This is a genomic window from Streptomyces sp. NPDC026515, assembly GCF_055567595.1.
The window spans coordinates 334453-358926 of sequence record NZ_JBVHQD010000004.1; the positions used below are offsets into that span (position 1 = coordinate 334453).

28 protein-coding genes, 1 tRNA gene and 2 pseudogenes are annotated in these 24474 nt (G+C 73.0%); 23 read left to right on the plus strand and 8 right to left on the minus strand.

The window, feature by feature from the left end:
• Window positions 1-1280: 1280 nt before the first annotated feature.
• The 6 genes from ACZ4O3_RS09930 to ACZ4O3_RS09955 all read left to right on the plus strand — a co-directional run bounded on the left by ACZ4O3_RS09930 (window position 1281) and on the right by ACZ4O3_RS09955 (window position 6355).
• A complete protein-coding gene (locus ACZ4O3_RS09930) occupies window positions 1281-3569 on the plus strand; it encodes an ATP-binding protein (protein WP_467721830.1) in 2289 nt (762 codons plus the stop codon).
• Between the two features lie 86 nt (window positions 3570-3655).
• Window positions 3656-4090 (plus strand): roadblock/LC7 domain-containing protein, encoded by a 435-nt coding sequence (locus ACZ4O3_RS09935; protein WP_361290652.1) that lies wholly within the window; start codon window positions 3656-3658, stop codon window positions 4088-4090.
• A 2-nt stretch (window positions 4091-4092) separates the two neighbouring features.
• On the plus strand, window positions 4093-4464 hold the full coding sequence (locus ACZ4O3_RS09940) for a DUF742 domain-containing protein (RefSeq protein WP_362728426.1): 372 nt from the start codon (window positions 4093-4095) through the stop codon (window positions 4462-4464).
• Window positions 4442-5041: a GTP-binding protein gene (locus ACZ4O3_RS09945; RefSeq protein WP_467721831.1), complete on the plus strand. Its 600-nt coding sequence runs from the start codon at window positions 4442-4444 to the stop codon at window positions 5039-5041. The genes ACZ4O3_RS09940 and ACZ4O3_RS09945 overlap by 23 nt, the downstream gene beginning before the upstream one ends.
• Before the next feature lie 60 nt (window positions 5042-5101).
• Window positions 5102-5683 carry a GAF domain-containing protein gene (locus ACZ4O3_RS09950; protein WP_362728422.1) on the plus strand — a complete coding sequence of 194 codons (582 nt, stop codon included), beginning with the start codon at window positions 5102-5104 and terminating at the stop codon, window positions 5681-5683.
• A gap of 57 nt (window positions 5684-5740) precedes the next feature.
• The gene (locus ACZ4O3_RS09955; protein ID WP_467721832.1) at window positions 5741-6355 is read left to right on the plus strand and encodes a TetR/AcrR family transcriptional regulator; all 615 of its coding nucleotides are present in this window, start codon (window positions 5741-5743) and stop codon (window positions 6353-6355) included.
• A 50-nt stretch (window positions 6356-6405) separates the two neighbouring features.
• Here the strand turns inward: ACZ4O3_RS09955 and ACZ4O3_RS09960 are convergent, their stop codons facing one another.
• Together ACZ4O3_RS09960 and ACZ4O3_RS09965 are read right to left on the minus strand one after the other, a co-directional pair.
• A complete protein-coding gene (locus ACZ4O3_RS09960) occupies window positions 6406-7605 on the minus strand; it encodes a YbfB/YjiJ family MFS transporter (RefSeq protein WP_467721833.1) in 1200 nt (399 codons plus the stop codon).
• Window positions 7602-7904, minus strand: a complete 303-nt coding sequence (locus ACZ4O3_RS09965) for a muconolactone Delta-isomerase family protein (protein ID WP_362730167.1) — start codon at window positions 7902-7904, stop codon at window positions 7602-7604. Before ACZ4O3_RS09965 ends, ACZ4O3_RS09960 begins: the two co-directional genes overlap by 4 nt.
• A gap of 116 nt (window positions 7905-8020) precedes the next feature.
• Here ACZ4O3_RS09965 and ACZ4O3_RS09970 point away from each other — a divergent pair, with 116 nt between their 5' ends.
• The 10 genes from ACZ4O3_RS09970 to ACZ4O3_RS10015 all read left to right on the plus strand — a co-directional run bounded on the left by ACZ4O3_RS09970 (window position 8021) and on the right by ACZ4O3_RS10015 (window position 15360).
• Entirely contained in the window at window positions 8021-8950 is a 930-nt protein-coding gene (locus ACZ4O3_RS09970; protein WP_467721834.1) for a LysR family transcriptional regulator, read from the plus strand.
• A gap of 128 nt (window positions 8951-9078) precedes the next feature.
• Window positions 9079-9792, plus strand: coding sequence for an SDR family NAD(P)-dependent oxidoreductase (locus tag ACZ4O3_RS09975; RefSeq protein WP_362730173.1), 714 nt, complete (start codon window positions 9079-9081; stop codon window positions 9790-9792).
• A 49-nt stretch (window positions 9793-9841) separates the two neighbouring features.
• Window positions 9842-10213, plus strand: a complete 372-nt coding sequence (locus ACZ4O3_RS09980) for a YybH family protein (RefSeq protein ID WP_362730177.1) — start codon at window positions 9842-9844, stop codon at window positions 10211-10213.
• Window positions 10214-10404: 191 nt separating this feature from the next.
• Window positions 10405-11433 (plus strand): L-threonine 3-dehydrogenase, encoded by a 1029-nt coding sequence (gene tdh / locus ACZ4O3_RS09985; RefSeq protein WP_467721835.1) that lies wholly within the window; start codon window positions 10405-10407, stop codon window positions 11431-11433.
• A gap of 19 nt (window positions 11434-11452) precedes the next feature.
• Window positions 11453-12646 (plus strand): glycine C-acetyltransferase, encoded by a 1194-nt coding sequence (locus ACZ4O3_RS09990; RefSeq protein ID WP_362721619.1) that lies wholly within the window; start codon window positions 11453-11455, stop codon window positions 12644-12646.
• Between the two features lie 31 nt (window positions 12647-12677).
• Window positions 12678-13580: a LysR family transcriptional regulator gene (locus ACZ4O3_RS09995; protein ID WP_362721610.1), complete on the plus strand. Its 903-nt coding sequence runs from the start codon at window positions 12678-12680 to the stop codon at window positions 13578-13580.
• A 46-nt stretch (window positions 13581-13626) separates the two neighbouring features.
• The gene (locus ACZ4O3_RS10000) at window positions 13627-14259 is read left to right on the plus strand and encodes a helix-turn-helix domain-containing protein (RefSeq protein WP_362721607.1); all 633 of its coding nucleotides are present in this window, start codon (window positions 13627-13629) and stop codon (window positions 14257-14259) included.
• Window positions 14256-14792 carry a GNAT family N-acetyltransferase gene (locus tag ACZ4O3_RS10005; RefSeq protein WP_467721836.1) on the plus strand — a complete coding sequence of 179 codons (537 nt, stop codon included), beginning with the start codon at window positions 14256-14258 and terminating at the stop codon, window positions 14790-14792. Before ACZ4O3_RS10000 ends, ACZ4O3_RS10005 begins: the two co-directional genes overlap by 4 nt.
• Before the next feature lie 30 nt (window positions 14793-14822).
• Complete coding sequence (locus ACZ4O3_RS10010) at window positions 14823-15182, plus strand: MmcQ/YjbR family DNA-binding protein (protein WP_467721837.1); 360 nt, start codon at window positions 14823-14825, stop codon at window positions 15180-15182.
• 104 nt (window positions 15183-15286) lie between these two features.
• Window positions 15287-15360: transfer RNA gene (locus ACZ4O3_RS10015), tRNA-Pro, on the plus strand.
• Window positions 15361-15431: 71 nt separating this feature from the next.
• Here ACZ4O3_RS10015 and ACZ4O3_RS10020 read toward each other — a convergent pair.
• The 4 genes from ACZ4O3_RS10020 to ACZ4O3_RS10035 all read right to left on the minus strand — a co-directional run bounded on the left by ACZ4O3_RS10020 (window position 15432) and on the right by ACZ4O3_RS10035 (window position 19705).
• Entirely contained in the window at window positions 15432-16019 is a 588-nt protein-coding gene (locus ACZ4O3_RS10020; protein ID WP_467721838.1) for a muconolactone Delta-isomerase family protein, read from the minus strand.
• Window positions 16020-16589: 570 nt separating this feature from the next.
• Entirely contained in the window at window positions 16590-17117 is a 528-nt protein-coding gene (locus ACZ4O3_RS10025; protein WP_351316004.1) for an NUDIX hydrolase family protein, read from the minus strand.
• Between the two features lie 42 nt (window positions 17118-17159).
• Window positions 17160-18302 carry an amidohydrolase family protein gene (locus ACZ4O3_RS10030; RefSeq protein WP_467721839.1) on the minus strand — a complete coding sequence of 381 codons (1143 nt, stop codon included), beginning with the start codon at window positions 18300-18302 and terminating at the stop codon, window positions 17160-17162.
• A complete protein-coding gene (locus ACZ4O3_RS10035; RefSeq protein WP_467721840.1) occupies window positions 18302-19705 on the minus strand; it encodes a type I glutamate--ammonia ligase in 1404 nt (467 codons plus the stop codon). Before ACZ4O3_RS10035 ends, ACZ4O3_RS10030 begins: the two co-directional genes overlap by 1 nt.
• A gap of 224 nt (window positions 19706-19929) precedes the next feature.
• Between ACZ4O3_RS10035 and ACZ4O3_RS10040 the strand changes: the two genes are divergently transcribed.
• Window positions 19930-20784, plus strand: a complete 855-nt coding sequence (locus ACZ4O3_RS10040) for a Cof-type HAD-IIB family hydrolase (RefSeq protein ID WP_362731134.1) — start codon at window positions 19930-19932, stop codon at window positions 20782-20784.
• 2 nt (window positions 20785-20786) lie between these two features.
• Here ACZ4O3_RS10040 and ACZ4O3_RS10045 read toward each other — a convergent pair.
• A pseudogene (locus tag ACZ4O3_RS10045) lies at window positions 20787-21210 on the minus strand (SDR family NAD(P)-dependent oxidoreductase); the annotation flags it as partial.
• Between the two features lie 91 nt (window positions 21211-21301).
• Here ACZ4O3_RS10045 and ACZ4O3_RS10050 point away from each other — a divergent pair.
• Window positions 21302-21476: pseudogene (locus tag ACZ4O3_RS10050) on the plus strand (LysR family transcriptional regulator); the annotation flags it as partial.
• A 32-nt stretch (window positions 21477-21508) separates the two neighbouring features.
• Here the strand turns inward: ACZ4O3_RS10050 and ACZ4O3_RS10055 are convergent.
• Window positions 21509-21979 carry a Dps family protein gene (locus tag ACZ4O3_RS10055; protein WP_362731183.1) on the minus strand — a complete coding sequence of 157 codons (471 nt, stop codon included), beginning with the start codon at window positions 21977-21979 and terminating at the stop codon, window positions 21509-21511.
• A gap of 117 nt (window positions 21980-22096) precedes the next feature.
• Between ACZ4O3_RS10055 and ACZ4O3_RS10060 the strand changes: the two genes are divergently transcribed.
• The 5 genes from ACZ4O3_RS10060 (at window position 22097) to ACZ4O3_RS10080 (ending at window position 24468) form a co-directional block, all read left to right on the plus strand.
• The gene (locus tag ACZ4O3_RS10060) at window positions 22097-22873 is read left to right on the plus strand and encodes a sulfite exporter TauE/SafE family protein (protein WP_362731189.1); all 777 of its coding nucleotides are present in this window, start codon (window positions 22097-22099) and stop codon (window positions 22871-22873) included.
• Window positions 22874-22977: 104 nt separating this feature from the next.
• The gene (rpmG, locus tag ACZ4O3_RS10065) at window positions 22978-23142 is read left to right on the plus strand and encodes a 50S ribosomal protein L33 (protein ID WP_362731185.1); all 165 of its coding nucleotides are present in this window, start codon (window positions 22978-22980) and stop codon (window positions 23140-23142) included.
• 70 nt (window positions 23143-23212) lie between these two features.
• The gene (locus ACZ4O3_RS10070) at window positions 23213-23473 is read left to right on the plus strand and encodes a type B 50S ribosomal protein L31 (protein ID WP_362731187.1); all 261 of its coding nucleotides are present in this window, start codon (window positions 23213-23215) and stop codon (window positions 23471-23473) included.
• Window positions 23474-23508: 35 nt separating this feature from the next.
• Window positions 23509-23631, plus strand: coding sequence for a type B 50S ribosomal protein L36 (ykgO, locus tag ACZ4O3_RS10075; protein ID WP_467721841.1), 123 nt, complete (start codon window positions 23509-23511; stop codon window positions 23629-23631).
• A gap of 90 nt (window positions 23632-23721) precedes the next feature.
• Window positions 23722-24468 (plus strand): cobalt-precorrin-6A reductase, encoded by a 747-nt coding sequence (locus tag ACZ4O3_RS10080; RefSeq protein ID WP_467721842.1) that lies wholly within the window; start codon window positions 23722-23724, stop codon window positions 24466-24468.
• Window positions 24469-24474: the final 6 nt, after the last annotated feature.

A 24474-nucleotide genomic window follows, 5' to 3' on the forward strand; every position in this document is an offset into this window, starting at 1 on the left:
CCGGACGTCCGGGTCGTGCGCGTCACCGACGGCCCGGTGCGCCACCGGGCCGAAGTGACCGGTGTCCCTCCTGGTTCCGTGCCGCCCTCGGCTTCGGCCCCGCCTCCGGTGCCACCCCGGCCGACTGGCTCGCCACCCCCGCCCAGTTCCTCGCGGAGGCCACCGCGGGCGCCGTGTTCCACCACGGCCTCCGCACGCTCTCCCCGGCACGGGCCGCTCCCGGCCGGCCCCGCATGACCTCTGGCTCCGTGTCCTCGCCTGCCAGTGGCGGCGCATCGCCCAGGGGGAGGCGCTCGTCGGCCGCTGCGCGAGGCCGGCGACGAACTCGGTTCCGCCGCCGCGGCCGCCCGACTGGTCCGCGACCCCGTGTGGCTCTGCCTTCCGATGGACCGGCGCTGTCCGCCGTACGGCAGGTGGCTCGGCAGCGCCTTCGCCCGGATGCCCGCGGCGCCCCGGCCCACCTCCGTGCTGTGAACGCCGCCCTCGCCGCCACGCAGGCCGGCCTGCCCGACTGGCACGCCCGCGAGCGGCAGCCGGCGCACGCCTACGAGATCGTCGCCCATCTGCACAACGAACTGGAGCTCACCGACCGGGCCGACCCGCCCGTACCAACCCCCGGCCCTTCCGGGTACTGCGTGCCGACCGCTTCCCACGGGCCCTGGTCGCCCGCATCAAGGCTCCCGGCATACGGGGCCTGCCCGTCGTCGGCGCGGAGGACCAGTTCGTCGACGTCGCGGAGGCCCTCGGCCGCCCGGACCGGACGCGGGCCGTCGTCCAGGCGACGACGGACTTGGACCAGCACGACGGCCCGACGGTGGAGACGGGACGCGGCGGCAGAAGGGGAAGAGGTCACCGTGAGTGATGTTCTGGGGGGCGATGGCGGGGGTGGAGCAGGCTTCCCGGCCGCTCGGCCGGGCCCGCCGAAGGGGTGTGGAGCGACGGTCGGCGAGGGCTGTGGCGCGCCGGTCGCACCGCTTCACGCCTTCGGTGTCTGACCGTTTTTGAGCAGGTCGGATCGGTCATTGGCCGATCCGGGGCGGAGTGTCGACGGGGACTATCGGTCTTCCGTGCGACGGCTCATACCAGAGCGGGACCCTCTCCGGGGGACTTTGTCAACTGCCCGCCGCACATGATGCGTTGCCGACTACTGTGAGTGTCCGCCGGGCGACACGGGGCCGAATTCCTGCGCGGTCCCCTCGGCCGGCAACGCGATGGCGCATGCCCAACTCGCGCGGCCCGCGCGAGCAATTCAGGCCCGACGGACCAGTACGAGGACGCAGATGTCTCACCTCCGTGCACCGGCCGCCCGTGCCGACCGCCGTGAGGGCGGCCGGCACGGACGGCCGGTCGCCCGACCCGTTCCCGCGCTGCCCGAGACCCACATACGGCCTCAGCTGATGCGCCTCGCCGTGCTGCCGCCGGTCGCGGTGGCGCTCAGCGGCTGCGCGGCCGTCCTGTTCACCGTGCGCTCCACCGGGGCCCGGCCCAGCCTCACCCTGCTGGCCGTGCTGACCGGGGCGGTCTCGGTGACGGCCGCGGGCATCGTGATCGCCGCCGTGGCCGCGGGCCGCGCCGCCCGCTCGGTCAGCGACCGCGTCAGCATGCTGCGGCGCAACGCCGCCCGCGGCGAGGCCGACCTGCTGGCCCTCGTCGACGCGCTGCGCCGCGGTGAGACCCCCGCCCCGCGCAAGTCGCGCGGCGGACCGCCCGCGGACGCCGACGACTTCGAACTGCTCGCCGCCGACCTGTCCCGCGCGCACGACGGCGCCGTCACCGCCGTCGTACAGGCGGCCCAGCTCTCCAGCCAGGCCGGCAGCGAACAGAAGCTGGAGGTCTTCGTCAACCTGGCGCGGCGGCTTCAGTCCCTCGTGCACCGGGAGATCTCGATCCTCGACGAACTGGAGAACGAGATCGAGGACCCCGACCTCCTCAAGGGTCTCTTCCACGTCGACCATCTGGCCACCCGCATCCGGCGGCACGCCGAGAACCTCGCGGTGCTCGGCGGCGCGGTGTCCCGACGGCAGTGGAGCAACCCCGTCTCCATGACCGAGGTGCTGCGTTCCGCCATCGCCGAGGTCGAGCAGTACTCCCGGGTCAAGCTCGTCCCGCCGATCGACGGCGAACTGCGCGGGCACGCCGTCGCCGACGTCATCCACCTCCTCGCCGAACTCGTCGAGAACGCCACGGTGTTCTCCGCCCCGCACACCCAGGTGCTGCTCCGTGCCAACCTCGTCACCTCCGGCCTCGCGGTCGAGGTCGAGGACCGCGGACTCGGCATGCCGGTCGGCGAACAGTCCAAGATGAACGCCCTGCTCGCCGACCCCGACCAGGTCAACGTCGCCAGCCTGCTGGCCGACGGCCGCATCGGCCTCTTCGTGGTCTCCCAGCTCGCCCGCCGCCACGGCATCCACGTCCGCCTGCAGTCCAACATCTACGGCGGTGTCCAGGCCGTCCTCGTCGTCCCGCAGGGCGTGCTGGGCACGGCACCGGGCAGCACCGGGGCGGTATCGCAGCCACGCGACGCGGAGGCCGGGGGCGGGACGCCGGCCTCCGGGACCGTACGGCCGTCCGTCGTCATGGGGACACCGGAAGGCGTCCATGGCGCCCCCGGCCCCGCGCCTGCGGACCGACGTCCCGTGTCGCGGCCGGGCCCGGCCGCGCCCGCCGTCGGCGGCGGGCGGCGAAGGCACGCGCAGCCCGAGGGCGCACCCGCGCCGTTGCCGGTGCGCGGCAGCCAGGAGACCCGGCCCAACCCCGCCGAGGCGCTGCCGGGCATCCGGCCCGAGGACCGGCCCGCGGTCGCCGAGCACGCCGGGGCCCCGCCCGTCCCGCGCGTCGGGGCCGTACGCGGCACCATGGGCAAACCCCAGCTGCCGCGCCGCCGCGCGCAGGAGCACATCGTCCCCCAACTGCGGGGTGGACCGGCACCTCGCCAGGACAACGAGGCGCCGGCCGGGCACGATCCCGGTCTGATGGCCGCCTTCCAGCGCGGCATCGGCCTCGCGGAGGCTCAGCAGCATCTGGAGGGCACCCAGACGGAGCCGTCGGCCGCCGCCGACCCCCCCTACCCGATGCTGAACGGTACGGGCGCCACCGACATGAGCCCGAACGGCATGCACGGCGGCAACGGATCCGGCGGAACGACATCCGGGCAGAGCACCGGGGACGGGGCCGGCAGCGCGTCCCACGCCACACACGCGGACGGCATGCACATGGATCTCCCGCACACGGATGTCCCGCGCACGGGCGCCACGCCTCTGGATGCCGCCCACGGTGAGGCGGCGCACGGTGAGCCGGCACACCGGGAGACCGGACACGCGGCTGCGGACTACACGGTCACGGACCCCTTCGGCTCTGACCACCCGGTCTCTGACCACCTGCGCCCGGACCACCTGCGCCCGGACCACCCGGGCTCGGCCCACACGGCCCCGGTCCACACGGTTCGGGCGTACGGGGAGCCGGCCGACCCCCCGTCCGTGCCCCGAGCCCAGTCGCACTCCCCGGTCCTGCGCCCGGTGCGCACCTCGGAATTCAACGCCCGGCCGGACGGGAGCGCACCGGCCGGATGACCAGCACCGTCCCCACCCCCACCCCCACCCCCACCCCGTCCCCCACCGCTCCCGAAGACCTTCGTACCTCAAGGAGTCGATCCACCATGGCGAGCGATGCGCCGACCGCCCAGGTATCCGACCTCGACTGGCTGATGAGCGGCCTCGTCCAGCGCGTACCCCACACCACCAGCGCGGTGCTTCTGTCCTGCGACGGGCTGGTGAAGTCCGTCCACGGTCTCGACCCCGACAGCGCCGACCACATGGCCGCGCTCGCCTCCGGCCTCTACTCGCTCGGCCGCAGCGCGGGCGTCCGCTTCGGCGACGGCGGGGACGTCCGTCAGGTCGTCGTCGAACTCGACTCGACGCTGCTGTTCGTCACCACCGCCGGCTCCGGCACCTGCCTCGCCGTGCTGGCCGGCCGCGAGGCCGACGCCGCCGTCCTCGGCTACGAGATGGCGATGCTGGTCAAGAGCGTCCGCCCCTACCTCGTCACCGCGCCCCGGCAGCATGCCGTCGACTCCACGGCGATGAGGCCTTGAGGGTGGCGGCAGCCGGCGACGGGCCATGGCTGGACGATGCGGCCGGACGACTGGTGCGCCCGTTCACGGTCAGCAACGGCCGCACCGAGCCCAGCATCTCCTTCGACCTGATGTCGCAGGTGATGGCCACCGGCGCCACCCCCCTCGGCTACCTCGGCCCCGAGCACGCGCAGGCCCTCGACCTGTGCCGCGCACCGGTCCCGGTCGCCGAGATCGCCGCGCACCTCAAGCTGCCGGCCGTGGTCACCAAGGTGCTGCTCTCCGACCTGGTCGACTGCGGGGCGCTGACCGCCAAGCCCCCCGTGTTCCACCACAACCCCACTGACCGGTCTCTTCTGGAGGCAGTGCTCGATGGACTACGACGACAGCTGTGACCCCTTCCCCACCGCGCTGAAGATCCTGGTGGCCGGTGGGTTCGGGGCCGGCAAGACCACCTTCGTGGGTGCGGTCAGTGAGATCGCGCCGCTGTCCACGGAGGAGCTCCTCACCACGGTGAGCGCCGCGACCGACAGTCTCGACGGCATCGAGAACAAGGTCGAGACGACCGTGGCCATGGACTTCGGCCGTATCACCCTGGACCCCGAACATGTGCTCTACCTGTTCGGCACGCCGGGACAGGAGCGGTTCTGGTTCATGTGGGACGAGCTGTCCGAGGGCGCGCTCGGCGCGGTCATCCTCGCCGACACCCGCCGTCTGGAGGACTGCTTCGCGGCCGTCGACTTCTTCGAGGAGCGCGGTCTCGGCTTCATCGTCGCGGTCAACGAGTTCGACGGCTCCTACCGGTACGACCCCGAGGAGGTGCGCGCCGCCATCGACCTCGACCCGGAGGTCCCCGTCGTCCGCTGTGATGCCCGTATCTCCAGTTCGGGCATCCAGACCCTGCTCACGCTCGTCCGCCATCTCATCGCCCACGCGCCGGTCTCCGCGCCGAGCCACGGCGCCCACATGTGAACCCCACCCACCCTCACGGAGCCCCTGTATGACCCACGTCCACAGCGGCGGAGCCCGCCCATGAGGTACGACCCGTCGCGCCCGTCCGGCCGGCTGCTGCTCACACCGGAGGACAAGGAGGCGCCCGTGCGTATCCGGCGCCTCGGCCAGCTGGGTCTCGGTGAACATCCCGACCCGGAGCTGGACGCCTATGCCAACCGGCTCGCGGAGGTCACCGGGACGCCGTACGCCATGGTCAACTTCGTCGGCGAGCACCGGCAGTTCTTCGCCGGACTGCACCTGCCGGCCGTGCCGCCGCCGGTGGTGAAGCCCGACGGCACCACGCCGGTGCTGGGCCGTGCACTCGCCCGCGACCACGGGTTCTGCCCCCATGTGGTGGTCCGGCGCAAGGCGCTGGTCCTGGAGGACGTCTGCGACTACCCGCGGTTCGCGGGCAACGCGGTCGTCGACGAGTTCGGCGTCCGTTCCTATCTGGGCGCCCCGCTCATCGACAGCACGGGGACGGCGCTCGGCACGGTGTGCGTGGTCGACGTGGCGCCGCGGCCCTGGGGCCGGCCCGGCCTGGAGACCATCAAGTCGTCGGCGGCGGAGCTGGTGGCCCGCATCGAGCGACGCGAGGCGGACGGACTGCCGCTGCTGTGACGACGGGAACGGCTCCGTCACTAGCCGACCGGTCTATTACGTCCGTACCCTGGTGACATGGGACGCACCAGTGACGCCAAGCGCAAGATCCTCGACGCCGCCTGCTCGCTGATCGAGGGGCGCGGGTACTCGGCGCTCGGGGTGGCCGAGATCTGCCAGGCGGCCGGGGTGCCGAAGGGCAGTTTCTACTACTTCTTCGAGTCCAAGGAGGCCCTCGCGCTCGCGGTCGTCGACGAGCACTGGGCGGCCCAGAAGCGCGAGTGGACGCAGGCCCTCACCGGCGAGGAGGAACCGCTCCAGCGGTTGCGGCGGCTGTTCGAGGAGACGGAGGCCGGTCAGCGCGCCGTCCAGGAGGGCTGTGGCACGGTGGCGGGCTGCCTGTTCGGGAACCTCACCCTTGAGCTGAGCAACCGGACCGAGGCGGTCCGTGGGCGCCTCCAGGAGATCTTCGAGGCGCAGGTCGGCATGGTCGAGTCCGTCATCGTCGAGGCCCGCGAGCGCGGCGAGGTCGGTGTCACCGACACCCGGGAGGCGGCTCGTGCGGTGGTGGCCCAGCTGGAGGGCCAGGTGATGTTCGCCAAGCTGTACAACAACACCGGGCGACTGAGCCCCCTGTGGCAGAACTGCCGGGCCCTGCTCGGCGCGACGGCGGTCCAGGGCGGTGCAAGGTAGCGGCCCAGGGTCGTGACATGGAAGGACCCTGGGCCGTGACATACGTCGGTCTAGGGGCGTGCGGCCTCCGCGGGCTGCCGCAGGCGCCGTACCGGTGCTGTGTGTTCCGCGCCCATGTGGTGCGGGAAGCCGATCCGCAGCACGGCGGCGGCCGCGGCCGCGGCGAGGACCACCAGGGCGGCCAGGAGCAGGGCCTGGTGATAGCCGTGGCGCAGCAGCGGGGCGACGACCAGAGGGCCCAGGATCTGGCCCACGGAGTACCCGGCGGTCAGCAGCGCGACGGAGCGTGGAAAGCGCAGGTGCGCCCCGGTGGCCAGGGACAGGGTGCTGACGCCCAGGAACGTGGCGCCGAACAGCACCGCCGAGCCGAGGGCGGCGGCCGTGCTCCCGGTCACCGCGGGCAGGGCGATGCCGACGGCCTGGACCGTGAGCGCGGTGAGCAGCAGGCCGGGCCGGGACCACCGGCGCCCCAGCCGGGCCCACAGTGCCGCGGACGGTACGGCGGCCAGCCCCACCAGCACCCAGGCGCCGCTGCCGAGCCAGCCGGGGGAGCCCTGGCCGATGGCCGCGACCAGGAAGGTGCCGGCGACGATGTAGCCGACGCCCTCCAGGAAGTAACTGACGAACAGGGCGCCGAACCAGCGGTGGGTCCGGGCCGTCGCCGGGCTTGCGGGTACCGGCGCGGCCGGTGGGTCCTCGGGCCGCAGATTCCACGAGGCCGCGGTCAGCACCAGGGCCAGCGCGGCGGCGGCCCACCAGGCGGCCCGCCAGTCCGCGACCGGCCGCAGGGCCAGTACCAGCAGACCGGACAGCGCGATACCGGCGCCCACACCGCCGAAGGCCCAGCCGGGCAGATGCGCCGGATGGTTCCGCAGATGGTGCAGCAGGGAGGCCGCGGCGACGACGAACACCAGGGCGCTCGCGGCTCCTGCCAGCAGTCGCAGCACGCCCCACAGCGCGGTGCTGTGGGTGAGCGGCATCGCGGCGAGCGTGGCGGTCAGCAGGAGCAGGCAGCCGCGCAGTACGGCGCTCGACCGGACCAGCGCGGGGGCCAGGGTGCCGGCCAGCGCGCCGACGAGATAGCCGACGTAGTTGGCGGTCGCCAGGTTCGCGCCGGCGGCCGCGGACAGGCCCGCCTGGGTGTGCATCAGGGGCAGGATCGGGGTGTAGACGAAGCGGCCGACGCCCATGCCCGCGGCGAGCGCGGCGCCGGCCCTGGCGGCGTGGGTCCAGGCGGATACGGTGGTCATCGGGTGCCGTCGCCCCGGCCCGGGTCGTTGGGGTGGGACTGCAGCGGGGTGACGGTCAGCGTCATCCACGGGCGCAGCGGCAGGGTGCCGAGCACCTTCTCGTGGAGTTCCGCCTCGTCGGTGGCGCACCAGACACCGATGCTGCGCAACTCGCCCACGGGGCGCCACAGCCGGGACAGATGGCCGGCCGCGGCCAGTTCCCCCGCACGGACGGCTTCCGCGGCCCGACGCCGGTCGACCTCCTCCTGGGCCGTGCCCGCGGGGACGGTGGTGGTGATCTCGACCAGGAACTCGCGCACGGTGCGCTCCCTTCTCTCTCGTCACTCTCGGTGCGTTCATCGTGCTCCCGTGGCGGCGCCGGTGCCACGACCGGTTGCCTCGCTGTTGAGAGGCGCGACCTAGCACCGCGCGTAGCATGGCGCGCGTGGAACTGCGCCAGCTGAGGTACTTCGTTGCGGTCGCCGAGGAACTGAACTTCGGCCGGGCCGCCGAGCGGCTGCTCATCGCGGGTCCCTCGCTCTCTCAGCAGATCAAGGCGCTCGAACGCGACCTGGGCGTCCGGCTGTTCGACCGGAACCGCCGCTCGGTGTCGCTCACTGCGGCAGGCGCCGCCCTGCTGCCGCACACCCGTGCCCTGCTGGAGCGGGCCGACGACCTCAAACACCGGGCGGGTCAGCTCTCGGGTTCGCAGTCCGTACGGCTCGGTTACGTCAACTGGCTTCCCCCGGACCTGATGTCGCGGACGGCCCCGGTGGCCCGGGTGCACGTGGACGCCTGGGTCGCGCCCTCCCACACCCAGGCGGCCCGGGTCGCCGACGGCAGTCTGGACCTGGCCGTCTGCTGGGTGCGTACCGAGGACCTCGAACGGCTCGGGCTGCGGGCCCGGCTGCTCGGCGCCGACCGGCTGTACGCGGTGGCCAAGGGCACCGACACGGGCGATCTGCCGGCCCGGGACGCCGACGTCCTCATCGACGACGACATGACCTCCTGGGCCTCCTGGAACGGGTACGCGGAGGAACTGACGCGGGCCCTCGGCGCCCGTGCCGTACGCATCTCCGACGGAGCCGTCACCGGTCCCGCCTTCTTCGAGCACGTCCGCCGCTGCACCCGCCCGGTCCTCAACTCGCCCAAGGGCCAGACGGTCCCGCTCCCGTCCGACCTGGTCCGCCGGGAGATCGTCGCGCCGAAGGTGTACTGGACATGGTCCCTGGTCCGCCGGGAGAACGAGGACCGCGCAGGAGTCCTGGCCGTCATGGACGCCCTGTGCGAGGGGGTCGGTGACCTCGGCATCAACGCCGCGGACGCCTGGCTGCCCGCCGGCGACCCGTACGCACTCCCCGGCTGAGCTGTGCTGGGAGGCCACGCCTCCCAGACGTGAGGAAAAGAGTCCTGGCACCCCGGACCCGCCCGGGCTACCTTCCAAATAGTCGACCGGTCGGCTAGTACCGGTCAGTCACTACGGAGAAGGTCACCATGAGCACGCAGAACCAGAAGGTCGCCATCGTCACCGGTGCCTCGCAGGGCATCGGAGCCGGTCTCGTCGAGGGCTACCGCAAGCTCGGATACGCCGTCGTAGCCACCTCGCGCACCATCGCCCCCGTCGACGACCCGGAGGTGCTGACCGTGCAGGGCGACATCGCCGACCCGGCGACCGCGGAGCGGGTCGTCGCCGCGGCCGTCGAGCGGTTCGGCCGGATCGACACCGTGGTCAACAACGCGGGCATCTTCGTCGCGAAGCCCTTCACCGACTACACGGCCGCCGACTACGCCGCCGTGAGGGGCATCAACATGGACGGCTTCTTCCACCTCACCCAGAAGGCCCTGCCGCAGCTGCTCGCCCAGGGCGGTGGACACGTCGTCAGCGTCACCACCAGCCTGGTGGACAGCGCGGACGCCCGGGTCCCCTCCGCCCTGGCCTCGCTGACCAAGGGCGGTCTGCAGTCCGCGACCAAGTCCCTGGCGATCGAGTACGCCACCCGTGGCGTCCGGGTCAACGCGGTGTCGCCCGGCACCATCAAGACCCCCATGCACCAGGCGGAGACCCACGAGTTCCTCGCCGCCCTGCACCCGGTGGGCCGGATGGGTGAAGTGAGCGACATCGTCGACGCGGTGCTCTTCCTGGAGACCGCGCCGTTCGTCACCGGAGAGATCCTGCATGTCGACGGCGGCATGAGTGCCGGCCACTGACCGTATTCAGGAACTGACAGCAGGTCACCTCACGTCATCAGGAGCGGACATGACCACCACGACGGGCGACACGGCGATTGTGAGCGGAGTGCTCGACCGATGGAAGGCGGCCGTCGACGCACACCAACCCGAGCGCGTGGCCGCCCAGTTCACCGAGGACGCCGTCTTCCAGGGACTGCATCCCTACAGCGTCGGACGGCAGGGCGTCGCCGAGTACTACGACTCCCAGCCCCTCGGCATGAAGGCCGAATACCGCGTCCTGGAGACCCGGCGGCCCGCGGACGGCGTCGTCCTCGGCTACCTGGCCGTCGAGTTCTCCTTCACCGACCGGCCTCCGCTGGACGTGAAGCTCTCGGTCCTCGTGACCCGAGCGGGGGACGACTGGTACATCAGCCACTACCAGGTCTCCCGCCTCGGCTGAGCGCCTCGCCGCGAGCGTCGCGGCGGTCCGGCGCCGGGGCGTGAAGTGGAGCTGTGGCGGCGGTTAAGAAATCCTCGATGGACCCGGGCCGCCCGGGTACGGCAGATTGCTGTGCGATTCCACCCCCCTCCCCGGCCGCGGGACGCTTCGGCGTACCCGCGGCTGGGACCTCACGCACAGGAGCCGTAGCGTTGAAGGCGCTGGTCAAGCAGAAGGCGGAGCCCGGACTGTGGCTCGCGGACGTGCCGGAACCCACGGTCGGCCCGGGTGACGTACTGATCAAGGTGCTGCGGACCGGCATCTGCGGAACCGACCTGCACATCCGGGCCTGGGACGGCTGGGCCCAGCAGGCGATCACCACCCCCTTGGTGCTCGGGCACGAGTTCGTCGGCGAGGTCGTCGGGACCGGCCGCGACGTCGTGGACATCAAGGCCGGCGACCGGGTCAGCGGCGAGGGTCATCTCGTCTGCGGCAAGTGCCGCAACTGCCTGGCCGGGCGGCGCCACCTGTGCCGGGCCACGGTCGGTCTCGGCGTCGGCCGCGACGGCGCGTTCGCCGAGTACGTCGCGCTGCCCGCGACCAACGTCTGGGTCCACCGCGTCCCCGTCGACCTCGACGTGGCCGCGATCTTCGACCCGTTCGGCAACGCCGTGCACACCGCGCTCTCCTTCCCGCTCGTCGGCGAGGACGTCCTGATCACCGGCGCGGGGCCGATCGGTCTCATGGCCGCCGCCGTCGCCCGGCACGCGGGCGCCCGCCACGTGGTGATCACCGACGTCAGCGAGGAGCGCCTCGACCTCGCCCGCAAGATCGGGGTGAGCCTCGCCCTGAACGTGTCGCAGGGCCGGATCGCCGACGGACAGCGGGAGCTGGGGCTGCGCGAGGGCTTCGACATCGGTCTGGAGATGTCCGGCCGCGCCGAGGCGCTGCAGGACATGATCGCCAACATGACGCACGGCGGCCGTATCGCCATGCTCGGTCTGCCCGCCCAGGACTTCCCCGTCGACTGGGCCCGGATCGTCACCTCGATGATCACCATCAAGGGCATCTACGGCCGTGAGATGTTCGAGACCTGGTACGCGATGTCGGTCCTCCTGGAGGGCGGACTCGACCTCGCCCCCGTGATCACCGGCCGCTACGGGTACCGCGATTTCGAGGCCGCCTTCGCCGACGCCGCCAGCGGGCGGGGCGGCAAGGTCATCCTCGACTGGACCCTCTGACGACAACCAAGGACTGATGATGTTCGACTCCGTGCGCGACGACCTGCGCGCCACCCTCGACGAGATCCGCGCCGCCGGCCTGCACAAGCCCGAGCGGGTCATCGGCAGCCCGCAGTCCGCGACCGTCAACGTGACCGCGGGCGGCCGCCCCGGCGAGGTCCTCAACTTCTGCGCCAACAACTACCTGGGCCTCGCCGACCACCCCGAGGTGATCGCCGCCGCCCACGAGGCCCTGGACCGGTGGGGCTACGGCATGGCCTCCGTCCGCTTCATCTGCGGCACCCAGGAGGTCCACAAGGAGCTGGAGGCGCGCCTCGCCGCGTTCCTCGGCCAGGAGGACACGATCCTCTACTCCTCCTGCTTCGACGCCAACGGCGGGGTCTTCGAGACCCTCCTCGGCGAGGAGGACGCGGTGATCTCCGACGCCCTCAACCATGCCTCGATCATCGACGGCATCCGGCTGTCCAAGGCCCGCCGCTTCCGCTACGCCAACCGTGACCTGGCCGACCTGGAACGCCAGCTGAAGGAGGCACAGGGCGCCCGGCGCCGGCTGGTCGTCACCGACGGCGTCTTCTCCATGGACGGCTACGTGGCGCCGCTGCGCGAGATCTGCGACCTCGCCGACCGCTACGACGCGATGGTCATGGTCGACGACTCGCACGCCGTCGGCTTCGTCGGCCCGTCCGGCCGCGGCACCCCCGAGCTGCACGACGTGAGGGACCGCGTCGACATCATCACCGGCACCCTCGGCAAGGCCCTCGGCGGGGCCTCCGGAGGCTACGTCGCGGCCCGCGCCGAGATCGTCGCCCTGCTCCGCCAGCGCTCCCGCCCCTACCTGTTCTCCAACACCCTCGCCCCGGTGATCGCGGCGGCCTCGCTGAAGGTCCTCGACCTGCTGGAGTCCGCCGACGACCTGCGGATCCGGCTCGCCGAGAACACCGCGCTCTTCCGCCGCCGGATGACCGAGGAGGGCTTCGACGTCCTTCCGGGCGACCATGCCATCGCCCCGGTGATGATCGGCGACGCGGCCGTGGCCGGCCGGATGGCCGAGCTGCTGCTGGAGCGAGGCGTGTACGTGATCGGCTTCTCGTATCCGGTGGTCCCGCAGGGCCAGGCCCGGATCCGGGTGCAGCTGTCCGCGGCCCACTCGACGCAGGACGTGAACCGCGCGGTGGACGCCTTCGTCGCGGCGCGCGCGGAGCTCGCCGACTGAGCCTGCGGGACATATTGCAATAATCAACCCCATGATCGAGGCGCGGCGGCTCCACATCCTCCGTGCGGTGGCCGACCACCGCACCGTGACGGCGGCTGCCGCCGCGCTCTATCTGACCCCGTCGGCCGTCTCGCAACAGCTGGCGGCCCTGGAGCAGGAGACCGGCCACCGCCTGGTCGAGCGCAGCGCCAAGGGCGTACGGCTCACCCCGGCCGGCGAGATCCTGCTCGGCCACACCAACGCGGTCCTCGCCCAGCTGGAGCGGGCCGAGGCCGAACTGGCCGCGTACGGCTCCGGCGAGGCCGGCACGGTCACCGTCGCCGCCTTCGCCACCGGCATCGCCCAGGTGGTCGCCCCGGCCGTGGCGCACCTCGCCCGCACCGCCCCCGGCATACGCATCCGTGTCCAGGACGCCGAGGGCGACGCCAGTCTGCCGATGGTCCTGGACCGGCAGGTCGAGGTCGCGGTCGCCGTCGAGTACCGGGGAGCCCCGTCCGCGGACGACCCCCGGCTCACGCATGTCTCCCTGTACGCCGAACCCTTCGACGCGGTCGTCCCGCTCCACCACCGCCTGGCCGGAGCCGCCGAGGTCCCCCTGGCCGAACTGGCCAAGGACCCCTGGATCGGCCCGTATCCCGGCAACCCGTGCCACGACGTGGTCGTCCTGGCCTGCGAGAGCGCCGGTTTCCAGCCCCGCCTCGAACACTCTTCCGATGACTTCCGGGCCGTGGTGGCCCTGGCCTCGGCCGACGCGGGCGTGGCCCTCGTCCCCCGCTCGGCCCTGCGCGGCATGGACCTGGCCGGCGTCGTCGTACGCCCGGTCGACGGCGTCGCCCCGACCCGGCGCGTCTTCGCCGCCGTACGGCGCGGAGCGGAGGACCATCCGCTGATCCGCCCGGTGCTGGACGCGCTGGGCGAGGCGGCCCGGCCGTGAGCCTTCCTCTACAACGGCGTTTCGTATCGGGGATATCGTCCCGCGCATGAAACGCGCCGAACCGCGGACGAGCCGCGTCGAGGCGGCGGCCTCCGGCCGACGTCAGCCGTCGCATCCCGCTCCCGACCCCGTCGACGTCCGCCCCGGCAGCCGCCTCGCCGGACTGCGGGCCGAGCACGGCTGGTCCCTCGGTGAGTTGGCGGAACGCAGCGGAGTGAGCAAGTCCACCCTGTCCCGGGCCGAACGGGGCGAGACCAGCCCCACGACGGCCCTCCTCAACCGGCTCTGCAACGTCTACGGGCGGACCATGTCCCAGCTGCTCAGCGAGGTCGAGGCGGCACCCGTGCCGGTGCTGCGCGCCGCCGGACAGGCGGTCCGGGAGGACCGCGCCGCCGGTTTCGTACGCCGGTCGGTGTCACCGCCGCACGAGGGTCTGCGCGGCGAACTCGTGGAGGGCCGGCTCGCGGCGGGCGCGGACATCGCCTACGACCGCCCGCCGGTACCCGGCCTGGAGCAGCACCTCTGGGTGCTCGCCGGGAGCCTCGCGGTGACCGTGCGGGAGGCCGAGCATGTTCTGGACACCGGCGACTGCCTGCGCTTGCGGGTGTGGGGGTCGACACGGTTCCGATGCGTCGGGCCGGTGGAGACGAGGTACGTCCTGGTGGTGGTGCGGCCGTGACGGCAGTGCGCCTCGGGGCGGATCAGCTGACCCGGCGGGTGGGGGAGTTGGCCGAGCTCCTGACCGACACCGTGAACGGCGGGGCGTCCGTCGGCTTCCTCGCGCCCCTCGGGCGGGAGGAAGCCGACGCCTGGTGGCGGGGGTGGACGGAGGCCGTGGCCGCCGGGCGGCTGGCCGTCTGGGCCGCGCTGGACGGCGCGGACCGGGTCGTCGGCACGGTGAGCCTGGCCTTCGCCTTCCCCGGCAAGCCGAACAGCCGGCACCGCGCCGAGCTGGTCAAGCTGATGGTCCACCGCGAGGCCCGCGGACGGGGCGTCGGAAGACGGCTGCTGACCGTCGCTGAAGAGGCGGCGAGCGCCGCCGGCATCACCCTGCTCCACCTCGACACCGAGACGGACAGCCCCGCCGAGCACCTCTACCGCTCGGCCGGCTGGACCCGCGCCGGAGTCATCCCAGACTACGCGGCCGACCCCGGCGGTGTGCTGCGGCCGACGACCCTCTACTACAAGCGGGTCGGGGCGCTGACCAGCTGACTGTCAGTGGCAGGGGATACGGTTCCGGGCATGCCGGAAGCCGAAGACGTACGCCGTGTCGCGCTGTCCCTGCCGGACACCAGCGAGAAGACCGCCTGGAACATGCCCACGTTCCGGGTCGCCGGGAAGATGTTCGCCACGCTGCCCGAGAACGAGACATCCATCGCCGTGCGCTGCCCCAAGGAGGAGCGTGACGAACTGGTCCTCGCCGAGCCGGACAAGTTCTGGATCGCCTCCCACGAGGCCCAGTTCGCCTGGGTCCGGGTGCGGCTGGCCGCCCTGGAGGACGAGGCCGAGCTGCGCGACATCCTCGCCGACTCCTGGCGGCAGGCGGCCCCGCCCCGACTCCTGGACACCTACCCGGAGGTGGGGTCCCCCGGGCCGGGCTGAGGCCCGCCGCACCGCCCGGCCAAAAGGCGTGCGCGACCACCTGCCCGAGTGCGGTATTGTTTCCTTGCGCGTTTCGACCAGGGAAATCCCAGGTCAGACGGCACCGGGACGTGGCGCAGCTTGGTAGCGCACTTGACTGGGGGTCAAGGGGTCGCAGGTTCAAATCCTGTCGTCCCGACGGTGCGAAGGGTCATCGCAGGTGAGAGCCTGTGAGGGCCCTTTTTCGCATGCGCCGCCCCGGCCGGCCGCTCAGGTCACCTGTGCCGGATCGCTGGGGTGACGGGTCAGCGGCACCGTCTCGACGGGGCCCGGGCCGGCCACCGCGAGGGCGTGCGCGATCTCCCGCGGCCGGTCGGCCCCGGACGCCTGCCACAGGCCGATGACGCGTCCCCGGTCCGGCAGCGTCCACAGACGGACCAGCCGGCCCTCGGTGGCCAGGGCACGCACCTGCCGCGACCCCGCCGGGTCCGCCGTGCCCGTGCCGGGGGGTTCCTCCTCGGTGAAGGTGACCAGGTACTCGTCGCCGTCCGCCGCGACCGCCACCGCGCCCCGGCCCGGATCGGCGGGGTGCGGGCCGAGCGCGACGGGCACGTCGGTCCGCCAGACGCGCAACGGCATTCCCGCGAGCGTGTGTTCAAGGGCGTCCGGGCCTTCGTCGTCGAACAGGCCGATCGAGCGCCATTCGCCGGGTCCCAGCGGCGGACGCCACAGCCGCAGCAGCCGCCCCCGCGCGGCGAGTTCGCGGCTGTGCGCGGCCTCCCGGGCCCTGACCTCGGCCACCTCCCGCTCCGTCGTACCGTCCGGAACGCGGGTGGTCATCGTGACCAGATACTCCATCTCGGCCCTCCTCGGCGGTCGGCGCTTCCAGGATCGGCCAGGCCGGTTCCGTCCGCTCCTCCGGCACTGCGCCGGAGTGCTGTGACGGGTCAGAGTTTCAACTCTCAAACATTCACTCGTCGGAGAACGTCATGCGCGTCGCGATCACCGGATCCACCGGACTCATCGACTCCGCCCTCAGCCGGTCCCTGCTCGCCGACGGCCACCGCGTGCTCGCCTGACCCGCGGCCGGTCCGCGCCCCGCCGGCCGGCGGCGGCGAATCCGCCTCCCGGGAACCCGGTGCCCGCCTGGACCGGGCCGTCCTGGCCGGCGTCGACGCCGTGGCGCACCTGGCCGTAGCCGGCATCGGCGACCGGCGCCGGGCCGAGACGTACAGGCAGCGGATCCGGCACGCCGCCTGCACCGACGAGGGCGGCCGCGGCCTCCGGCCGGTCGCCGCCCTGTCCCGGCGCCGGGGCGCCGGCTTCCTCAGCGACTCCACGAGCATCTGGGCCGAGCGAGGCCTCCCGACGGCACCAGCGGGGCCGGGGTCGCCTCCTGACCCTGTGGGACATCTCCCTCCCGGCCCGTCAGCCCACGCACCCCACGTGCGCCAGGGCCTGCTTGAGCAGCACTCCGTGACCGCCGGGCATCTCGCTCTGCACGGCCGCGGAGACCGCGTCCTGCGGGCTGAACCACACCAGGTCCAGGGCGTCCTGGCGGGGCCGGCAGTCCCCGGTCACCGGCACGATGTAGGCCAGCGACACCGCGTGCTGACGCGGGTCGTGGTACGGCGTGACGCCCAGCGTCGGGAAGTACTCGGCGACCGTGAACGGCTGCAGGGAGGCCGGCACCCGGGGCAGCGCGACGGGGCCGAGATCCTTCTCCAGGTGACGCAGGAGAGCGTCCCGGACCCGCTCGTGATGCAGGACACGGCCGGAGACGAGGGTCCGGCTCACCGTTCCGTCCGGGCCGATGCGGAGCAGCAGTCCGATGCTGGTGACTTCACCGCTGTCGTCCACCCGTACGGGCACGGCCTCCACGTACAGGATCGGCATGCGGGCGCGAGCCATCTCCAGCTCGTCGGAGGACAGCCAACCGGGCGTGGTTTCGGTCATGTCAGACATTGATTGATCATACTTTCCGGGTGGGGCGCGCGCTCAGTCGCGGCCGGGGTCCGATACGGGAAGTCCGTAGAGGCGACGGGCGTTGTCGCGTCCTGTCCAGGCGGCGATCCTCACTGCGTCGGCGTGGCTCAGTTCGTCGGCGTCCACCCGCTCCTGGAGCACTCCGGCCAGCCCCTGCCGGAAGGACAGCGCACCGAGAAGGTGGAACTCCGCCACACCATAAGCGTCCGAGCTGTACAGCAGCTTGCGGAACGGAGTGATCTCCATCGCCTCCGCCAGCACCGCGCCCGCCCGGGCCGGTCCCACGTAGTGCAGCGCGAGCCCGACGTCGAGGTGCACCTGCTCGAACACCGTGGCCAGATAGGCGGCTTGGCGCTGGTACGGCCAGCAGTGCAGCAGCAGCACCGGGACGGTGCCGGCGGTCAGCCGCAGCCAGTCGGTGAGCAGGGCCGGGTCCGCCCGGTGCAGCCGCAGGTCCGAGTCCCCGAAACCCGCGTGGAGTTGGAGCGGCAGCCCGAGGGCGACGGCGGTCCACAGCAGATGGCGCATCAGTACCGGGTCCGTGAGGCCGCCGCCGCGCGCGAGCCACAGCGCGGCCGCCCGGGTCACCTCGGAGTACGTCGGCCGCGCCGGATCCAGGTCGAAGCCGGTGCGGTAGGCGGCGACCGACTTGACCGCCACCACCCCCGGCCGCCGTACCGCCGCCTCCGCCGCCGCCCGGAACGCGGACGCGTACTCGCCGGCGTCGACACCGCGCGCGGCCACCGCCTCGGCGACGCTCTCCAGCCGGACCACCTCGTGGGCGGCGGCGCCGCAGGCGTCCGCGAGGTCGGCGGGCGAGGTGACCGGATGCGGGGCGTAGCCGGTGTCCACGCAGAACGTCTCCACGTGCGCGGCGGTGAGGAACCGGCGGTTGACCTCCCGCCAGCCCAGTTCCGCGCGGCGCGCCAGGTAGTCGGCGGCGGACGCGTGCCGGTCCAGGCCGAGCAGCGGCGCGCAGTGCCGTCGTACGGCGACCCCGACCGGACTGTCGAACGCCGACATGCCCGGCCAGGCCGTGCCCTCCGTCAGCAGCGACTCGAACTCCGCCGGGCCGAGATCGGCGGTGACCGCGCCGTGGCAGTGGTGGTCGACGAGGGGGAGCGCGTCGAGAGCCTCCCGGACCGGTCCCGGCATCAGTACTTCCAGCGGTAGGCCGCCGCCACCCCGGCGTCGTCGAGCCCGGTGACGGTCGCCGTCTCGCCCTCGCGTACGGCGACCACCGCGTCCGCGAGGACCGGGCCGAGAGCCGTGCGCAGCACCTTGTCCTCGCGGAAGGCGTCGACGGCCTCCATCAGCGAGGCCGGCAGCCGTCGTACGCCCCGGGCGACCGCCTCGTCCGGGATCAGCCGGGCCGGGTCGTCGACGACCTCCTCGGGGAGGGCCGCCCCCGAGGTGAAACCGTCGAGTCCCGCGGCGAGGACGCAGCCGATGGCGAGATACGGGTTGGCGGCCAGGTCGACAGGCTTGACCTCCAGGTTGGCGTCCCGGCTCTGGTGGCCGGTCGTGCCGGTGATGACCCGGACACCGGCCTCCCGGGCCTCCCGGCCCCAGGCCGTGAACGCCCCGGCCCACTGGGAGGGCTTGAGCCGCAGATAGCTGGCCGGGCTCGGCGCGGTCACCGCCGTCAGCGCCGGCAGATGGGCCAGCAGCCCGGCCAGGAAGGACTCGGCCTCGCCCGTCATGCCGTACCGGCCGTCGCCCGCGGTGTGCAGATTGATCCCGTGGCGCCAGACGGAGAGATGGAGGTGGCCGCCGTTGCCGACGCCCCGCTCGGTGACGGCCGGGGAGAAGGAGGCCCGCAGGCCGTGCCGCTGCGAGATCGCGCGGATGGTCTGCCGTACCAGCACGCTCTGGTCGGCGGCGGCCACCGGATCCAGCGCGTCGGTGGAGAGCTCGAACTGGCCGGGGGCGTACTCGGGGTGGAACTGGGCGACCGGCACCTGCTGCGCGTCCAGGGCCGCGAGCAGGTCGGCGGCGTAGTCGCTCAGCTCGATCTGCCGGGCGGCGCCGTACGCCGGTCCCAGGGCCGCCGGGGCGAACTCGTCGGCGGGGGCGGCGGCCCGGCCGAGCGCCCACTCGATCTCGATGCCCGCCTTGAAGGTCAGGCCGAGCCGGCCCTCGGCGTCGGCGACCGTCCGGCGCAGGAAGGTGCGGCTGCACCCCGGGTGCCGGTCGCCCTCCTGGGTGATCCGGTCCACGGGGGCCCAGGCCCAGCCGGGCTGCCCGGCCAGCACCACCAGCCGGTCCAGATCCGGGTAGAGGCGCAGGTCGCCGTCGGGCGAGCCGAGGACGTCGGTACGGACGATCGCGTCGTTCGCCAGGAAGGTGTCGAACACCGGGGACATGCCGACGCCCCAGGCCGTCGCCTGCTGGAGCCGCTGCCAGGGGACCGTCTTCACCCGGCAGATCCCGGCGGTGTCCACATAGGCCAGCACGATCGCGCGCACCCCTTGAGCGGACAGCTCATGGGCGAGGGCATGCGCCCGGGCGAGTTCACCGGGACGCCCGCCGGGTACGGGGTCGACAAGGGGTGGCATACGGCGTCCTCCTCGACGGGCTCGGATGCACACGTCCCGGTCAGGGTTTCACGGCGACCGCGCCGAACTGCGGCACCGGCGCCGGGGAGTCGGCACCGGCGCGGCTCGGGGCGGTGTGGCGTACGGTGATCGCGCCGTCACGCGGATCTCCACAGCCGTCTCCGGTCCGTCGGCGGCGTGCGGGAGACTGGTGTACGAAGCCGTCTCCCACTCGGAAGCAGGACATGCCCGCCTCGCCAGCCTCCCTCCTCGCCACGCCCGGCCTCCCGGCCGGCCCCGCCGACATCCGTCTCGTCGTCACCGACATGGACGGCACCCTCCTCGACGACGAGAAGCGCATCCCCGAGGGACTCTGGCCGATGCTGGCCGAGCTGCGCCGGCGAGGTGTGCTGTTCAGCCCGGCGAGCGGCCGCCAGTACGCCACCCTGGCCCGGCAGTTCGCCGACGTGGCCGACGGCATGGTGTTCATCGCGGAGAACGGCACCTATGTGGTGCGCGACGGCGTCGAGCTCAGCTCGGACGTCCTCGGCGCGGCCGTAGCCGGCGACCTCGCCCGGACCGTGCGCCGCCTGGTCGCCGACGGGGTCGACGTGGGCGCCGTGGTCTGCGGCAAGCGGTCCGCGTACGTGGAGCGCGCGGACGAGGCCTTCCTCACCGAGGTCCGCCGCTACTACGTCGAGCACCGGGTCGTCGACGACCTCACCGCCGTCGACGACGAGGTGATCAAGGTCGCGCTCTTCGACTTCGGGCCCGCCGAGCGCACCACCGCCCCGGCCCTGGCCGGCTTCGCCGGCACCCACCAGGTCGTGGTCTCCGGCGAGCACTGGGTCGACGTGATGAACCGCACCGCCAACAAAGGCACCGCCCTGCGCGGCCTCCAGCGCGAGCTGGGCATCACCCCCGCCCAGACGATGGTCTTCGGCGACTACCTCAACGACCTGGAGATGCTCGACGCCGCCGACTGGTCCTTCGCCATGGCCAACGCCCACCCGGACGTCATCGGCCGGGCCCGCCACCTCGCCCCGTCCAACAACGACAACGGCGTGCTGCGTACCGTCGCCCGGATCCTGGGCCTGTGACGTCAGCCGGCGCGGAGTTCCTCCGACAGGTCCCGCAACAGCCGGGCGCTGTCCGGGTCGGCGGTCCGGCTCTCGTCGCAGTCGTCGAAGTACCGTCCGCCGACGCCTTCGAGCAGGGGTGACGTGGCGAGCAGGACCGAGCTCGCGGCGCCCTGCTCCGGGGCCGTGATCGGTTCCGCCGGCACCTGCCCGCTGCCGCTGCCGCCGGTGTGGCGCCGCAGGCCGGCGTGGATGGCGCCGGGCATCAGGGCGTTGGCGGTGATGCCGTCCGCGGCCCAGCGCCGGGTGGTCTCCACCGCGAACAGGACGCCCGCGGTCCTGGACCGGCCGTAGGCGAGCCACGGGTCCTGCCTGGGGAGCGTCGATGTCGTCCCACACCACCGGAGACCGCCGGTGACCGGTGGAGCTGACGACGACGATGCGGGACCAGGACGTGCGGCGGCCCCTGCCGGCCGGCCACGAGGGCGGTGGAAGGCGGTGACGGACGCCGGGTCGGTCGGCTCCAGCCGTGCGATCCTCACCCGCCGCACCGCCGGGCGTCCGGATCCTGCCGGTGCGCGGTCGGACCTCAGGAGCAGCGGCGCCAGCTGCTGGCCCGGCTGCCTCAGCCGCCGACGGAGGCGGTCGCCCGCGTTGCGGCGGCCCTGCGGGCGGCGGCGCTCGAAGCGGACCTGCCGGAGGGGCGGAGGTGAGCGGGGCGCCCCGGCGCGGGCGTTCGCGAAGCTCAGGTGTTCTCGGCCGCGAACATCCAGCGCTGCTTCTCCAGGTCCGCGGTGATCGAGATCAGCAGGTCCTGGGTGACCGGGTCGGGTTCGTCGGTCGCGGCGATGCGCTCGCGCAGCCGTCCGATCGCCGCCTCCAGCGTCCGCACCATCAGGTCGACGACCTCGTCGTCCCGCAGCCAGCCGTCCTTGGCGCCGGGCAGCGAGAAGGCCGCGGCGATCGTCTCGGGGCGGCCGTCCGGCGCCACGCCCAGCGCGGCGGCACGTTCGGCGACGGTGTCCGAGTAGGTGCGCGCGGTGGCGACCACCTCGTCGAGCTGCAGATGGATCGAACGGAAACGGGGCCCCACGATGTTCCAGTGCGCCTGCTTCCCGACGAGCGACAGCCCCAGCAGATCCACCAGGGTCTCCTGGAGGGCGGTCCCGGTGACCCGGAGCGCTCCTTCGGCCAGCGTGCTCTTCACCACGGTCATGCCTGCGGTTCCCTTCCTCGTGCTGCGGTCGCCGACCGGGTGCCCCTGGTGAACAGGCGTAAACGGCGAGACGGCACCTACCGGATCTGCTTGTCCGGACATAACATCGGTCCCCGCATGAACACCATGACCCTCTGGCACATATCCGGCTGGGAGTTCGCCGCCCTGGCCCTCGCCGCACTGCTCGTCGGCTTCTCCAAGACCGCCGTCAGCGGGGCCAACACCGTCAGCCTCGCCGTCTTCGCGGCGGTCCTCCCGGCCCGCGCCTCCACCGGCGTGCTGCTCCCGATCCTGATCGCGGGCGACGTCCTCGCCGTCGCCACCTACCGCAGGCACGCCCACTGGCCCACGCTGTGGCGGCTGTTCCCCGCGGTCGCGGGCGGCGTGGTGACCGGCACCCTGTTCCTGGTGTGGGCCGACGACCAGGTCGTACGGACCTCGATCGGCGCGATCCTGCTGCTGATGGCGGGGGTCACCCTGTGGCGGCGGCGCCGGGCCGACCGCCCCGACGAGGACCCGGACGAGGTCACCACCCGGGCGGGCCAGGTGAAGGCCGGTGCGTACGGCGTCCTCGGCGGCTTCACCACGATGGTCGCCAACGCGGGCGGCCCGGTGATGTCGCTGTACCTGCTGTCGGCGGGCTTCCGCAAGCTCGGTTTTCTCGGCACCTCGGCGTTCTTCTTCCTGATCGTGAACGTCTCCAAGGTTCCCTTCAGCGCCGGCCTCGGGCTGATCGACGGCAACTCGCTGCTGCTCGACGCCGCGCTCGTGGTGTTCGTCGTGCCCGGCGCGCTGCTCGGCACCTGGGCGGTGGACCGGATCAACCAGCGCCTGTTCGAGCAGCTGGTCATCGCGGCGACGATCGTCGGAGGCCTGCAGCTCCTCCTGCGCTAGCCGGTCCGCCGGCCCGGGAATGAGACCGGGGGCCCCGGTGTTACAGCCATCGTGATTGACATGCTCGGATCAGTGATCACGGGTATGGGCGAAGGGAGAACCTCATGGCACGCAGCATCCTGCGTCCGGTCGTCAGGCTGAGGTCGACGGCCGGGACCGGAGTCACCTACGTGACCCGCAAGAACCGCCGGAACGACCCGGACCGCCTGGTCCTGCGCAAGTACGACCCGGTGGCCGGCGCGCACGTCGAGTTCCGCGAAGAGCGCTGACCGCCGAGAACGACCGGGCCCGACCCCTCCGGAACCACCACCGGACCGAGGCCCCAGGAAGGACAACCCCATGAAGGCCCGCATCCATCCCGTCTCCCGGCCCGTCGTCTTCCGTGACCGTGCCGCGGACGTGGCGTTCCTGACCCGTTCCACCGCCGACTCGTCCCGGACGGTCCAGTGGGAGGACGGCAACACGTACCCGGTGATCGACGTCGAGGTCTCGTCCGCGTCGCACCCCTTCTACACCGGCAGGTCACGGGTGATGGACAGCGCAGGCCGGGTGGAGCGCTTCGAGCGCCGCTACGGCCGTACCGCCGCCGCCCGCGGCTGAGCCGGCCCGGCGACCGACACGAGGAGAACAGCACCATGAAGGTACGCAAGTCCCTGCGCTCACTGAAGGCCAAGCCCGGCGCCCAGGTGGTCCGCCGACACGGCGTGGTCTACGTGATCAACAAGAAGGACCCCCGCTCCAAGGCCCGCCAGGGCTGACGGGAGTCGCTTACCAGGACGGCCGCCCGGCCCCCGCCGGGCGGCCGTCCCGCGTCCCGGGCCCGCCGACGGGACCCGTACGCTCGCCCCATGTCCCCGCACGTCCTCGTCCTCGGCGGCACCACCGAGGCCCGCGAACTGGCCGCCGCGCTCGCCGCGCGTCCCGGTGTCCGCGTCACGACCTCCTTGGCGGGGCGCGTCACCCGGCCGGGCGCGCTGGCCGGGGAGGTGCGCGTCGGAGGCTTCGGCGGGGCGGCGGGCCTCGCCGACTGGCTGCGCGACGGGCGTGTGGACGTCCTTGTCGACGCCACCCATCCGTTCGCCGAGACGATCACCGCCAACGCGGCGGCGGCCGCGGCCCGGACCGGCGTCCCGGCCCTGGTGCTGCGCCGCCCGGGCTGGCGTCCCGGTCCCGGGGACCGCTGGCACCCGGTCGCGTCCCTGCCCGCCGCGGCGGACCTGCTGCCGCGCTTCGGCCCCCGGGTCCTCCTGACCACCGGACGCCTCGGCCTGTCCGCCTTCGCCCACCTGGACGACCGGCACTTCGTCGTCCGCTCGGTGGAGCCTCCCGAGCCTCCGGTACCCCCGCACACCGAAGTGCTGCTGGCCCGCGGGCCGTTCACGGTGGCCGACGAGACCGCGCTGCTGCGGGAGAACCTGATCGACGTCCTGGTCACGAAGGACAGCGGGGGAGCGGCGACGGCCGCCAAGCTGACGGCGGCCCGCGGACTGGGCCTGCCGGTGGTCGTCGTACGCCGGCCACCGCTGCCGGCGGGGATGGCGGCGGTGCCCGATGTGGCGGCGGCACTGGAACGGCTGGGGTGGGGACCGGCGTGACGGGGG

What these genes read in the sequence shown, in the direction of transcription:
- ACZ4O3_RS09995 (WP_362721610.1), top strand. Translation starts at nt 12,678, where the DNA reads ATGATCGAGGCGCGGCGGCTCCACATCCTCCGTGCGGTGGCCGACCAC.
- ACZ4O3_RS10035 (WP_467721840.1), bottom strand. Translation starts at nt 19,705, where the DNA reads ATGCCACCCCTTGTCGACCCCGTACCCGGCGGGCGTCCCGGTGAACTC.
- ACZ4O3_RS10010 (WP_467721837.1), top strand. Translation starts at nt 14,823, where the DNA reads ATGCCGGAAGCCGAAGACGTACGCCGTGTCGCGCTGTCCCTGCCGGAC.
- ACZ4O3_RS09990 (WP_362721619.1), top strand. Translation starts at nt 11,453, where the DNA reads ATGTTCGACTCCGTGCGCGACGACCTGCGCGCCACCCTCGACGAGATC.
- ykgO (WP_467721841.1), top strand. Translation starts at nt 23,509, where the DNA reads ATGAAGGTACGCAAGTCCCTGCGCTCACTGAAGGCCAAGCCCGGCGCC.
- ACZ4O3_RS09950 (WP_362728422.1), top strand. Translation starts at nt 5,102, where the DNA reads ATGAGGTACGACCCGTCGCGCCCGTCCGGCCGGCTGCTGCTCACACCG.
- ACZ4O3_RS09980 (WP_362730177.1), top strand. Translation starts at nt 9,842, where the DNA reads ATGACCACCACGACGGGCGACACGGCGATTGTGAGCGGAGTGCTCGAC.
- ACZ4O3_RS10055 (WP_362731183.1), bottom strand. Translation starts at nt 21,979, where the DNA reads ATGACCGTGGTGAAGAGCACGCTGGCCGAAGGAGCGCTCCGGGTCACC.
- ACZ4O3_RS10020 (WP_467721838.1), bottom strand. Translation starts at nt 16,019, where the DNA reads ATGGAGTATCTGGTCACGATGACCACCCGCGTTCCGGACGGTACGACG.
- ACZ4O3_RS09930 (WP_467721830.1), top strand. Translation starts at nt 1,281, where the DNA reads ATGTCTCACCTCCGTGCACCGGCCGCCCGTGCCGACCGCCGTGAGGGC.
- ACZ4O3_RS10080 (WP_467721842.1), top strand. Translation starts at nt 23,722, where the DNA reads ATGTCCCCGCACGTCCTCGTCCTCGGCGGCACCACCGAGGCCCGCGAA.
- rpmG (WP_362731185.1), top strand. Translation starts at nt 22,978, where the DNA reads ATGGCACGCAGCATCCTGCGTCCGGTCGTCAGGCTGAGGTCGACGGCC.
- ACZ4O3_RS09970 (WP_467721834.1), top strand. Translation starts at nt 8,021, where the DNA reads ATGGCGCGCGTGGAACTGCGCCAGCTGAGGTACTTCGTTGCGGTCGCC.
- ACZ4O3_RS09960 (WP_467721833.1), bottom strand. Translation starts at nt 7,605, where the DNA reads ATGACCACCGTATCCGCCTGGACCCACGCCGCCAGGGCCGGCGCCGCG.
- ACZ4O3_RS10070 (WP_362731187.1), top strand. Translation starts at nt 23,213, where the DNA reads ATGAAGGCCCGCATCCATCCCGTCTCCCGGCCCGTCGTCTTCCGTGAC.
- ACZ4O3_RS10000 (WP_362721607.1), top strand. Translation starts at nt 13,627, where the DNA reads ATGAAACGCGCCGAACCGCGGACGAGCCGCGTCGAGGCGGCGGCCTCC.
- ACZ4O3_RS09935 (WP_361290652.1), top strand. Translation starts at nt 3,656, where the DNA reads ATGGCGAGCGATGCGCCGACCGCCCAGGTATCCGACCTCGACTGGCTG.
- ACZ4O3_RS10025 (WP_351316004.1), bottom strand. Translation starts at nt 17,117, where the DNA reads ATGACCGAAACCACGCCCGGTTGGCTGTCCTCCGACGAGCTGGAGATG.
- ACZ4O3_RS09955 (WP_467721832.1), top strand. Translation starts at nt 5,741, where the DNA reads ATGGGACGCACCAGTGACGCCAAGCGCAAGATCCTCGACGCCGCCTGC.
- ACZ4O3_RS10060 (WP_362731189.1), top strand. Translation starts at nt 22,097, where the DNA reads ATGAACACCATGACCCTCTGGCACATATCCGGCTGGGAGTTCGCCGCC.
- ACZ4O3_RS10040 (WP_362731134.1), top strand. Translation starts at nt 19,930, where the DNA reads ATGCCCGCCTCGCCAGCCTCCCTCCTCGCCACGCCCGGCCTCCCGGCC.
- ACZ4O3_RS09945 (WP_467721831.1), top strand. Translation starts at nt 4,442, where the DNA reads ATGGACTACGACGACAGCTGTGACCCCTTCCCCACCGCGCTGAAGATC.
- ACZ4O3_RS10030 (WP_467721839.1), bottom strand. Translation starts at nt 18,302, where the DNA reads ATGCCGGGACCGGTCCGGGAGGCTCTCGACGCGCTCCCCCTCGTCGAC.
- ACZ4O3_RS09975 (WP_362730173.1), top strand. Translation starts at nt 9,079, where the DNA reads ATGAGCACGCAGAACCAGAAGGTCGCCATCGTCACCGGTGCCTCGCAG.